The sequence below is a fragment of the Fundidesulfovibrio sp. genome (assembly GCF_058402725.1).
Genome location: NZ_JBZVFJ010000030.1, coordinates 1 through 9,729 on the forward strand (window position 1 = coordinate 1; position 9,729 = coordinate 9,729).

General features: G+C 68.6%; 11 protein-coding genes and 1 pseudogene. 5 read left to right on the forward strand and 7 right to left on the reverse strand.

Annotation, left to right across the window (positions count from 1 at the left end; genetic code table 11):
• From ACV4UX_RS05985 to ACV4UX_RS06015, 7 genes and pseudogenes are all read right to left on the reverse strand, one after another.
• Window positions 1–125, reverse strand: a pseudogene (locus tag ACV4UX_RS05985) (ABC transporter permease); the annotation flags it as partial.
• Between the two features lie 29 nt (window positions 126–154).
• On the reverse strand, window positions 155–1,096 hold the full coding sequence (locus ACV4UX_RS05990) for an ABC transporter ATP-binding protein (protein ID WP_491592440.1): 942 nt from the start codon (window positions 1,094–1,096) through the stop codon (window positions 155–157).
• Between the two features lie 74 nt (window positions 1,097–1,170).
• Window positions 1,171–2,250: an HlyD family secretion protein gene (locus ACV4UX_RS05995; protein WP_491592409.1), complete on the reverse strand. Its 1,080-nt coding sequence runs from the start codon at window positions 2,248–2,250 to the stop codon at window positions 1,171–1,173.
• Window positions 2,247–2,858, reverse strand: coding sequence for a TetR/AcrR family transcriptional regulator (locus tag ACV4UX_RS06000; RefSeq protein ID WP_491592410.1), 612 nt, complete (start codon window positions 2,856–2,858; stop codon window positions 2,247–2,249). Before ACV4UX_RS06000 ends, ACV4UX_RS05995 begins: the two co-directional genes overlap by 4 nt.
• Window positions 2,859–3,022: 164 nt before the next feature.
• Window positions 3,023–4,525: an Ivy family c-type lysozyme inhibitor gene (locus ACV4UX_RS06005; RefSeq protein WP_491592411.1), complete on the reverse strand. Its 1,503-nt coding sequence runs from the start codon at window positions 4,523–4,525 to the stop codon at window positions 3,023–3,025.
• A 95-nt stretch (window positions 4,526–4,620) separates the two neighbouring features.
• Window positions 4,621–5,010: a tautomerase family protein gene (locus tag ACV4UX_RS06010; protein ID WP_491592412.1), complete on the reverse strand. Its 390-nt coding sequence runs from the start codon at window positions 5,008–5,010 to the stop codon at window positions 4,621–4,623.
• A gap of 16 nt (window positions 5,011–5,026) precedes the next feature.
• Complete coding sequence (locus tag ACV4UX_RS06015) at window positions 5,027–5,548, reverse strand: hypothetical protein (protein WP_491592413.1); 522 nt, start codon at window positions 5,546–5,548, stop codon at window positions 5,027–5,029.
• Between the two features lie 81 nt (window positions 5,549–5,629).
• Here ACV4UX_RS06015 and ACV4UX_RS06020 point away from each other — a divergent pair, with 81 nt between their 5' ends.
• The 5 genes from ACV4UX_RS06020 (at window position 5,630) to ACV4UX_RS06040 (ending at window position 9,612) form a co-directional block, all read left to right on the forward strand.
• Complete coding sequence (locus ACV4UX_RS06020) at window positions 5,630–6,838, forward strand: class I SAM-dependent rRNA methyltransferase (protein WP_491592414.1); 1,209 nt, start codon at window positions 5,630–5,632, stop codon at window positions 6,836–6,838.
• Between the two features lie 15 nt (window positions 6,839–6,853).
• Window positions 6,854–7,657 (forward strand): MlaE family ABC transporter permease, encoded by an 804-nt coding sequence (locus tag ACV4UX_RS06025; protein WP_491592441.1) that lies wholly within the window; start codon window positions 6,854–6,856, stop codon window positions 7,655–7,657.
• Between the two features lie 45 nt (window positions 7,658–7,702).
• Complete coding sequence (mlaD, locus tag ACV4UX_RS06030) at window positions 7,703–8,158, forward strand: outer membrane lipid asymmetry maintenance protein MlaD (RefSeq protein WP_491592415.1); 456 nt, start codon at window positions 7,703–7,705, stop codon at window positions 8,156–8,158.
• Window positions 8,158–8,736, forward strand: a complete 579-nt coding sequence (locus ACV4UX_RS06035; RefSeq protein WP_491592416.1) for a Tgt2/MlaC family protein — start codon at window positions 8,158–8,160, stop codon at window positions 8,734–8,736. The genes mlaD and ACV4UX_RS06035 overlap by 1 nt, the downstream gene beginning before the upstream one ends.
• 75 nt (window positions 8,737–8,811) lie before the next feature.
• Window positions 8,812–9,612, forward strand: a complete 801-nt coding sequence (locus ACV4UX_RS06040; protein WP_491592417.1) for an MlaA family lipoprotein — start codon at window positions 8,812–8,814, stop codon at window positions 9,610–9,612.
• Window positions 9,613–9,729 lie beyond the last annotated feature (117 nt).

Consider the following 9,729-nt stretch of genomic DNA (forward strand, 5'->3'; position numbering starts at 1 on the left):
GGCAGGTTCTGCGGGTTGGAGTTGATGGCGAAGCCGAAGAGGATCAGCTGCATGAGCGGGATGCCGATCATCATGGCGAAGGTCAGCCGGTCGCGCCGCATCTGCACGAACTCCTTGACCACCATGGCCCAGAAGCGCCGGAGGCTGAAGCGGGTCACGGCCTTTTCCCCTTCAGGGACTGGTCCATGAGGCTGATGAACACCTCTTCGAGGCTCGTGGGCACCCTGGCGAAGGTCCAGGCCCCGCCGCGGAAGGGCTCGAGGGAGCGCTCCAGCAGGGCCGGGTCCGGCCCGCTGACGTGCAGGGTGTTGCCGAAGTGGGCCACCTGCTCCACGCCCGGCAGGGGGCGCACGGCCCGGGCCAGGGCGTAGAGGTCGCCTCCGGTGGCCTCCCAGGTGGCCAGGCCGCGCCCGGCCACCACCTCCTCCACCGTGCCCTGCACGAGCAGGTCGCCGTAGGCGATGTAGGCCAGGCGGTGGCAGCGCTCGGCCTCGTCCATGTAGTGGGTGGAGATGAGCGCCGTGAGGCCCTGTCCGGCCAGCTCGTGCACCTCGTCCCAGAAGTCTCGTCTGGCCTTTGGGTCCACGCCTGCGGTGGGCTCGTCCAGCAGCAGGAGCTCCGGGCCGTGGATCAGGCTCGCGGCCAGGGCCAGGCGCTGCTTCCAGCCTCCCGAGAGGTTCTGGGCCAGCTGCCCGGCGAAACGCCCCAGGCCCATGCGCTCGATCATGCGCTCCACGGCCTCGCGGCGGTCCGGCACGCCGTAGACCCGGGCCATGAAGTCCAGGTTCTCGCGCACGGAGAGGTCGCCGTAGAGGCTGAAGCGCTGGGCCATGTAGCCCACGCGGGTCTTGATGCGTTCGGCGTCGCGCGTCAGGTCCAGGCCCAGGCACGTGCCCGCGCCCGCGTCGGGCCTGAGCAGGCCGCAGAGCATGCGGATGAAGGTGGTCTTGCCCGATCCGTTGGGGCCGAGAAACCCGAAGATTTCACCCTTTTCCACGCGCAGGGAGAGGTTGTTCACCACCACCTTGCCCGAAAAGGCCTTGGTGACGCCCTGCACGTCGATGGCCGGGGCGGCCGCCCGGGACTGGCCCGGCAGGGCGGCCCCGGACCCGGCGGCGGAGGGGGCCAGGTCCGGCGCAGAGGCTGCGGGCGCGACGGCGGCCCGGGCGCTCACCTGGGGCTCCCCATGGCCACGCTTACGGGCTGGCCCGGCTTGAGGCCCCTGGAAGTCTCGGGGTCGAAGCGCGCCTCCACCATGAACACCAGCTTCTCGCGGAAGCCCTGGCTGAAGATCACCGGCGGGGTGTACTCCACCTGGGGGAACACGAAGCTCACGCGGCCCTCCAGCACGGCGGGACAGCCGTCGCAGGCCACGCGCACCGCGTCGCCCAGGTTCACCCTGCCCAGTTCGCCCTCGGGCACGAAGAAGCGCACCTTCACGTTGGCCGGGGGCAGAAGCTTCACCACCGGGCTGCCTGCGGCCACACACTCGCCCTTGTAGTGGAGCAGGTCGAAGACCAGGGCCTCCAGGGTGGCGGGCACGAGCTTCTGGTCGAGCATCCAGACGGCCTGATCCAGCTCGGCCTGGGCGGCGCGGGCCTGGGCCTGGGCGGCCAGGATCTGGTCCACGCGCGAGCCCAGCTTCCCCGTGGCCAGCTGGGCCTTCACGTCGGAGAGGCGTCCCTGGGCGTTGAGGAAGGCCGTGCGGGCGCGGTCGAAGTCCTCCTTGGCCACGGAGCCCGAGGAGAGCAGCGCGCCCCGACGGTCCATCTCCAGCCTGGCCAGGGCCAGCTCGGCCTCGGACTGGGCGATGCGCGCCAGAATCTGGTCGATCTCTTCGGGGCGCAGTCCCTTCTTGAGGTCGTTCACGGTGTCCTGGGCGCGCCGGAGGTTGGCCTGGGCCTTGTCCACGCCCTGCTGCTCCAGGGCGTGCTCCAGGGTGAAGAGGCGCTGGCCCGGGCGCACCCGGTCGCCCCGGACCACGGGGAGATCGTCCAGGCGTCCGGCCAGTTGGGTGGCCACGTAGACGAACTCGCCCTCCACGTAGCCCTGGTAGGGCATGGCGTCGGACCGGGAGCAGGCGGCGCAGGCCAGGGCGGCCAGAAGGGTGAGGGCCAGAGCGGCGGCGCGCGGCGCGCCCCGGAGGACGGGGCCCGGTGTGTCGCGCGCGGGCTGTTGGGGGGGGCTGTCGGGTGCGGAGCGCGCTCCCGGCGCGGCCTGGGTGCGGGGAAACGAAGGGCGGCGGTTCATGCGTCCTCCCCGAGGGCTTTGCGGTAGAGTGTTTTCAGGTAGCTGGCCATGTCGGCCACGCCCGCGCTTCCCGCCGAAGGGGGGAAGCCCTGGCCGCTCCGGGCCAGGCGGGCGCGCAGGGGCTGGGTGAGGCCCACGAGCACCAGGGGGCCTGCCAGCGAGAAGTAGGCCAGCACGGGGTCCAGCCCCGCGCGCCCGGCCACCCCGGCCACGGCCCCCATGATGCGCCCCAGGAGCGGCGTGACGCACGCGGGCAGGTTGCTCCCGCCCGAAGCCAGCTCCCAGGCCATGATGCGCGGCAGGCGCGGATCGAGCTCGAAGGCGGCGGTCACCGCGTCGAGCACGGCCTCCAGGCGCTCGGAAGGGGAGCCCGGGCGGGCCGCGCCCTGCTCGATGGAGCGGGCCAGGGCCTCGAACTGGCCCAGGAGCGTCAGTTCGTAGAGCCGGGCCTTGTCGCCCACGCGGTAGTAAAGCATGGCCTTGTTGAGCCCGGCGGCCCGGGCGATGGCCTCCACCCTGGCTCCGGCGAAGCCGTGCGCCGCGAAGACGGTTGCGGCGGCGTCCAGGATGGCGGCCTCGGGGGCCTGGGGGGCTTCTTGCGGGGTCATGGACTTGTCCTTGGCGTGTTGTCCGTGTCGCTTACCGGATGGTTTAACCATATGGTTAGGTGTTGTCAACGGGGCACGTGGGGTGGTCGGGGCACGCCGTAAATGATCGGGGCCGATGCACTGACCGTGCGGGTCGGGCAGCGGGCGAAGGTTGTCCGGTACGGTTAATCGGTCACGGTGAAATGTCCGGCCCCGATCTGTCTGTCGCCGGAAAAAAACGCGACGGAGTAGGATCCGGCCTTCCAGGCCGTGCATTGCTTGTTGCCCCAGCCCGAGGCGTGCCGGGAATCCAGCCAAGTGGACTCCGGGTTGACGGGAAGGAACTCGCTGTAGACGGTCGCGCCGGATTGGTCGGTGCAGACGACGCGCAGCCTGAAGGGGGCTGCCGTTCGGCCGTCGCCGTGGCGTAGGGCAATCTCGCTCCAGAGGTAGCATATCTCCGAGGCACGGAAGGCCTGTTTGTACTGCCGCCCGGAGAGGGAGGGAGCTGCGTTCCCGGCGGTGAAGAAGCGTACGCCGGTCACGCTGCAGTTGATCTCCGGCAGAAATGCGGGTTCGGGCTTGACCGTCTCGGCTGCTGGCTTGCCGTTGGGCGGCGGGGGTGTCTTTTCCGGGGTGGCAGCTCCGCTCGGACTCCCTTTGTGGTATAGTTTGTAGAGCTTGGCGTCTTCATTGTCCTGCACGGCGATGGGGCGGGGCTTGGCGGTGGAAGACAGCCAGAAGCTCTTGGGCTTCTCGTTTCTGGCGACCGCCTCGACCCAGCATACATCCAGGCTGTTGTCCGCGAAATTGATGTAGATGTTGACGAAAGTCCAGCCGCATTCGTGCTTCTTGCATTGCGTGTAGGTCATCAGGTCGCCGGAGAGCGAGAAGGGTCCGGATGGGCCATTGAAGAGGGTGTCGATTTTCTTGAGTTTGTCCTTGCCGACGACTTTGGCCATCGCGTCGATGAAGAGAGGATCGGAGAAGAAATCGCCCGTAGTGTCGGATCGATACTTCCCCGCGTACTTCTTGAGAGGTTGCAGATTCGGGAATGCGTCCTTGTTGACCCCGGATTTGGTGGAGCCCGAAAACTCCGACAGGGCTGTTGTCGAACGCAGTTCATAGTAAGCGTACTGGTTGGCAGGGTCGTCGTTGGGTCCGGTAACCCTGTATCGCCACCCTACATTGAGGGTTTCGAAAAGCTTGTCGGCGCACTGTATTCCGTTGCAGAATACACTAGGTTTTGCCGGGGCGGGGGTGAAAGTGTTCTTCGACGTGTACCATTTGGTTACGTCGTTCTCCGTGACCAGCCCCTGCATGACCCCCGTCAGCATGTCGAAAAAGACGACCACGGAGTCCGATGTGCAGGAGTGCGGCTTGCAGACGAAGTAGGACAGCAGATTGTCCTTGCCCTCGATGGGCCCTGAGACCTGCCCACCGTTCCAGCCTTTCACGATGAAGTTGGCGATGCGCTCGGGGAAGGCCCTGCCCAGGGCCGCCTTGACGTTCTTGTCCTCGAAGAAGGAAGGCCCCTTCTCGGGGGCGGGCTGCTTGCCGATCCAGGAAGCAAGGTAGCGGCAATCGACATCCTGTGCGGCTTGCGCATGGCTGGTCTGGAAGGACATCGCAAATGAAACGGTGAGCAACGCCACAGCAAGCACGGAACGGATGAGCCGGAATGTCATTGCGGACCTCATGGATAGGATGTGTCGAGGAGGGCGGTCTTCGCGTGTTCCGCCCGGGTGCGAGTGGAAACGGCGTGCGGGGTCGCTCGATCCGCCTACACCTTCACCTCATAGCCCAGATCCACCAAGTCGGCTCGTTGGCCGCCCCGGATGCCCCAGTTGTGGCGGGGCTCTTCGGCCACGTGCACGAACACGTCCCCGGCGGGCACGCCCAGGCCGCCCAGGCGCTCCACCACGGCGGCGTAGAGCCTGCCTTTTGCCTCGGGGCTGCGTCCCTCGAAGGCCTTGACCTCCACCAGGGTGTAGCGCTCGCCCTTGCCGGGCGGCAGGAGCCAGTCGCCCGGGGCGAAGTGCTGGATGCGGATGTTGCGGTCGTGCGCGGGGATGCCGAAGGCCTCCACCAGGGACTGGTGCACGGCCTCCAGGAGGTCCTGCTTTTCCTGGGGCTCGCGGGGGCCGATGACGCTGACGAGGACGAGAGGCATGGGGACTCCTTCTGGTTTACTGCACGCGGTCCAGGCGGCGGGCCTCCTGCTCCGGCGTGGGGATGGCCCCCCGGGGCACGTCGGTGGGGCCGCCGGGGCGGGCGGGGTCGGGATCGGCCGCCGGGGGCGCGACGGGCTGGGTGGCGGCGTCCCCGGGCGGTTGCTGGGCCGAAGGGGCTGGGGGCGCGGCAGTCGGCGCGGCCTGTCTCTCCTGGATATCCGTGAGGCGTTTCTGTAGGGTGTTCATGTTGGCGGAAAGCTCCTGGAGCAGGGCCAGTCCCTCGCCCCGGCAGGCCTCCAGCTGGGCGCGCTCCGAGGCCAGTTGGGCGTCCAGCCCGGCCTGCACGCGCTCGCGCTCCAGGCGCAGGGCGGTTTTTTCGGCCTCCAGGCGCTGGCGCTGGTGCTGGACCTCCTCCATCTGATAGCGTAGCTCCACCAGCTCCTTTTCCAGGGCGAAATAGCGCGTGGCCACCAGGGTGGAGAGCGCGGCGGCCGCCGCCGTGACCACCGCGAACAGGATGAAAGCGGCTGTTTTCATGAACTCCCCATAGCCCGGCGGCGCGCAGGGCTCAAGCGCTTGTTGCAAACCCGGCCCGGAAGGCCTACAGGACCCCCTCTTATGGACCTACCTATCCTGCATCTCAAGAAACACGAGGAACGCCGCCTCCTTTCGGGACACCTCTGGGTGTTCTCCAACGAGGCGGACACTGCCCGAAGCCCCCTGAACTCCTTCCAGCCCGGCGACCACGCCCTGGTGATGAGCGCGCGCGGCAAGCCCATGGGCGTGGCCTACGTCAACCCCGCCTCGCTCATCCTGGCGCGCCTCTGCGACCGCGACCCCAAGGCCGTGCTCGGGCGCGACTGGCTGCGCGCGCGGCTCACCGAGGCCCTGGCCCTGCGCGAGCGCTTTTTCGACCAGCCCTACTACCGCCTCTGCCACGGCGAGGGCGACCACCTGCCCGGCCTGGTGGTGGACCGCTACGGCGCAACCCTCTGCGTGCAACTGCTCACGGCGGGCATGGAGCGCCTGCGCCAGGAGGTGCTGGACGTGCTGGACGAACTGGTGCGCCCCGACGCCGTGCTCCTCAAGGGAGACGTGTCCGCGCGCGCCTTCGAGGGGCTGCCCCGAGTCAACGAGACCGCTCTGGGCGTCGCGCCCGACACCGTGGAGGTGCCCGAGGGCGAAGGCGTCTACCGCGCCAGCCTGGAAGCCGGGCAGAAGACCGGCTGGTTCTACGACCAGCGCCCCAACCGCCTGGGCATCCTGCCCCTGTGCCGCGACGCGAGCGTGCTGGACGTGTTCAGCTACGTGGGCGCCCTGGGCGTGGGCGCGGCCCTGGCCGGAGCCTCCGAGGCCGTCTGCGTGGACTCCTCCCAGGCCGCCGTGGACCGCGTGCTGGAGAACGCCCGCGTCAACGGCGTGGAGCAACGCGTGAGCGCCCTCAAGGGCGACGCCGCCGAGGTCATGGAATCCCTGATCCAGGAGGGCCGCCGCTTCGACGTGGTCAGCCTGGACCCGCCCGCCCTGGTCAAGCGCAAGAAGGACCTGGAGGGGGCCATCGGCGGCTACCACAAGCTCAACAAGCTGGCCTCGCGCCTGGTGGCGCCCGGCGGATTCCTGCTCACGGCCTCGTGCTCGCAGCACATGGAGGCCTGGCAGTTCACCCGCGTCACGGGGCAGGCCGTGTCCGGGCGGCGCAAGGCGCAGGTGGTGCGCCGGGGCGGCCAGGGGCCGGACCACCCTGTGCACCCGGCCATGCCCGAGACCGACTACCTCAAGTCGCTGCTCTACAGACTGACCGCTTCACAATTCCGGGAAAAGGATTAAAAGAGCGCCATGGCCATGGACCCCGAGGCTCCCCCAGCCAATCCCGTCACGCGCCTGGGCGCTGCAAGCCTGGACGCCGTGGCGTCGCTGGGCTCGTACGCCGTGTTCACGGCGCGGGGGCTGTGGCACATGGTCAGCCTGCCGTGGCAATGGTCCAAGGTGGTGCGCCAGGTCTACTTCGTCGGGGTGAAGTCCGTGCTGGTCATCGCGCTCATCGGTCTGTTCACGGGCATGGTGCTGGGGCTCCAGGGCTACTACACCCTGGTGAAGTTCGGGGCCGAGGGGCTTCTGGGCGCGGCGGTGTCGCTCTCGGTGATCCGCGAGCTGGGGCCGGTGCTCACGGCCATCATGGTGGCGGGCCGCGCGGGCTCCTCCATGGCGGCGGAGCTTGGCATCATGCGCATCTCCGAGCAGATCGACGCCCTGGACGCCATGGACGTGGACCCCGTGCGCTACCTGGCCGGCCCGCGCTTCGCGGCCGCGCTGGTCAGCTTCCCGCTGCTCACGGCCATGTTCGACGTGATCGCCATGATCGGCGGCCACCTGACGGGCGTGACGCTCCTGGGCGTGGGCCCCGGGGTCTACTGGGGCCGCATCCACGACAGCGTTGTGCTGGAGGATGTGACGGGCGGTTTCGTGAAGGCGCTGGTGTTCGCGCTCCTGGTGGCCTCGGTCTCCTGCTGGCAGGGCTTCTACGCCCACCGCAGGCCCGGGGGCTTCGGCGCGCGCGGGGTGGGGCTGGCCACGACCTCCGCCGTGGTGGCCTCGTGCGTGGCCATCCTGGCCGGGGATTACGTCCTGACCAGCTTCCTGATGTGAGCCCGGGTTGATTTGCCCGGCGATGAGGCATAGTGGGTGGGGAACATGCGGAATCGGGGCGTGGAATTTGCAGTCGGGCTCTTCGTGCTGGCCGGCCTTTTGTGCACGGCGTGGCTGGCCGTCCGGCTGGGCAAGATGGAAGCCGTGGGCGGCGAAGGCTACCCCGTGCAGGCGCGCTTTCTCGACGTGACGGGCCTCAAGGCAGGTTCCGCCGTCGAGATGGCGGGCGTGCGCGTGGGCCGCGTGGAGTCCATCGGGCTCTCCGCGGAAAAGCGCGCCGTGGTGACCATGCGCATCGACAAGGGCGTGACGCTCACCGACGACGCCATCGTCTCGGTGCGCTCGTCGGGGCTCATCGGCGACAAGTTTTTGAAGATCACCCCCGGAGGGGGAGACCCGGTGAAACCGGGCGCGCTGCTGACGGAGACCGAATCCTCCGTGGACATCCAGGAGTTGATGGGCAAATACGTCTTTGGCGGCGTGAAGGAGGAAAAGAAGTGATGGCAGCCAGAATCGCCGCGTTCGCGCTGGCGTGGACGTTGGCGTTCTCCGGGTTGGCCCTGGCCGGACAGGCGCAGGACACCCTGAAGACCAGCGTGGACGAGGTGCTCCGCGTGCTTTCGGCCTCCAAGCCGGGCTCGCCCGGCCGCGTCGAGGCGCTCTACAAGGCCGTGAGCAGCGTGTTCGACCCCGAGGAACTGGCCAGGCGCACCCTGGCCGCCAACTGGGACGCCTTCAAGCCCGAGGAGCGCGAGCGCTTCACCAAAGCCTTCCTCAGGCTCCTGGAGCGCACCTACCTGCGCCGCATCGAGGCCTATACCGACGAGAAGGTGCTCTTCCTGGGCGAGGCCCCCCTGGCCGACGGACGCGTGGAGGTCTCCACCAAGATCGTCACGTCCACCAAGGAAGTGCCCATCGTCTACCGCCTCATCCGCAAGACGGACTGGAAGGTCTACGACGTGGTCATCGAGGGCGTGAGCCTGGTGCAGAACTACCGCAACCAGTTCAGCCAGATTCTCGCCAAGGAAACCCCCGCCCAGCTCATCGCCCGGGTGGAAACCATGGGGAACGCCAGCTAGTTCAAGTGGCGCTTCAGGCGGTTCTTCCGCCGGACGCCGCCCGGCGCGGCCATGCGCGAACAGGATAGGTGAGCTTTGAAAGCAGATCGCACCCGCAGGTTGTTCCAGGCCCTGACGCTCGTGCTTGCCCTGGCGCTTGCCGCCCAGGGCTGCGCCCGCAAGCAGGCCTCGGCCCCGCTCGACCCCGAGGACGCCGCCCCGGCCCAGATCGCCGACCCCGCGGAGCCCTGGAACCGCTTCTGGTTCGGCTTCAACGACGTGTTCTTCACCTACCTGGGGCAGCCCTTCAGCAAGGGCTACAAGGCCGTGATGCCCCAGTACGCGCGCGACCGCATCGAGAACATCTACTCCAACGCCCTCTTCCCGGTCAGGTTCCTCAACGCCGTGTTCCAGCTGCGCCCGGACAAGGCCTCGCGGGAGCTGGGACGCTTCATCGTCAACTCGTCCTTCGGCCTGGGCGGCTTCCTGGACCTGGCGGCCTCCGACAAGAAGCTCCACCCCCAGTCGCTGGACTTCGGCCAGACCCTGGGCGTCTGGGGCGCGGACCACGGCTTCTATCTGGTGCTGCCCATCCTGGGACCCTCCTCCCTGCGCGACGGCTTCGGCATGGCCGTGGACGCCACGCTTCAGCCCACCACCTACGTGGACGTGCCCTACCTGCTCACGGCGGGACTCTACGGAGCGGGCCGGGTGAACCGTCTGCCCGAGATGATCGACCTCTACCTGGAGATCAAGCGCTCCGCCGTGGAGCCCTACACAGCCGTGCGCGACGCCAACGCCCAGCTGCGCGAGCGCCAGGTGCGCCAGGCCCTGGCTGGCGCGTGGTACGCTCCCCCGGCGGGGCAGCAGGCCCCGGCCGCCCAAGCCGCTCCCTGAGCAAGGCCCTTTCCGGACAGCAGCGAAGAGACCCAGGGCGCACAGGTGCGACCGGGATCTCTTGCGTTTCCCCCGGGACAGTCCACCCCACCTGACCCTTCCCCCCCACCCCCCGGG

What these genes read in the sequence shown, in the direction of transcription:
- ACV4UX_RS06025 (WP_491592441.1), top strand. Translation starts at nt 6,854, where the DNA reads ATGGACCCCGAGGCTCCCCCAGCCAATCCCGTCACGCGCCTGGGCGCT.
- ACV4UX_RS06035 (WP_491592416.1), top strand. Translation starts at nt 8,158, where the DNA reads ATGGCAGCCAGAATCGCCGCGTTCGCGCTGGCGTGGACGTTGGCGTTC.
- ACV4UX_RS06005 (WP_491592411.1), bottom strand. Translation starts at nt 4,525, where the DNA reads ATGACATTCCGGCTCATCCGTTCCGTGCTTGCTGTGGCGTTGCTCACC.
- ACV4UX_RS06000 (WP_491592410.1), bottom strand. Translation starts at nt 2,858, where the DNA reads ATGACCCCGCAAGAAGCCCCCCAGGCCCCCGAGGCCGCCATCCTGGAC.
- ACV4UX_RS06015 (WP_491592413.1), bottom strand. Translation starts at nt 5,548, where the DNA reads ATGAAAACAGCCGCTTTCATCCTGTTCGCGGTGGTCACGGCGGCGGCC.
- ACV4UX_RS06010 (WP_491592412.1), bottom strand. Translation starts at nt 5,010, where the DNA reads ATGCCTCTCGTCCTCGTCAGCGTCATCGGCCCCCGCGAGCCCCAGGAA.
- ACV4UX_RS06020 (WP_491592414.1), top strand. Translation starts at nt 5,630, where the DNA reads ATGGACCTACCTATCCTGCATCTCAAGAAACACGAGGAACGCCGCCTC.
- mlaD (WP_491592415.1), top strand. Translation starts at nt 7,703, where the DNA reads ATGCGGAATCGGGGCGTGGAATTTGCAGTCGGGCTCTTCGTGCTGGCC.
- ACV4UX_RS05995 (WP_491592409.1), bottom strand. Translation starts at nt 2,250, where the DNA reads ATGAACCGCCGCCCTTCGTTTCCCCGCACCCAGGCCGCGCCGGGAGCG.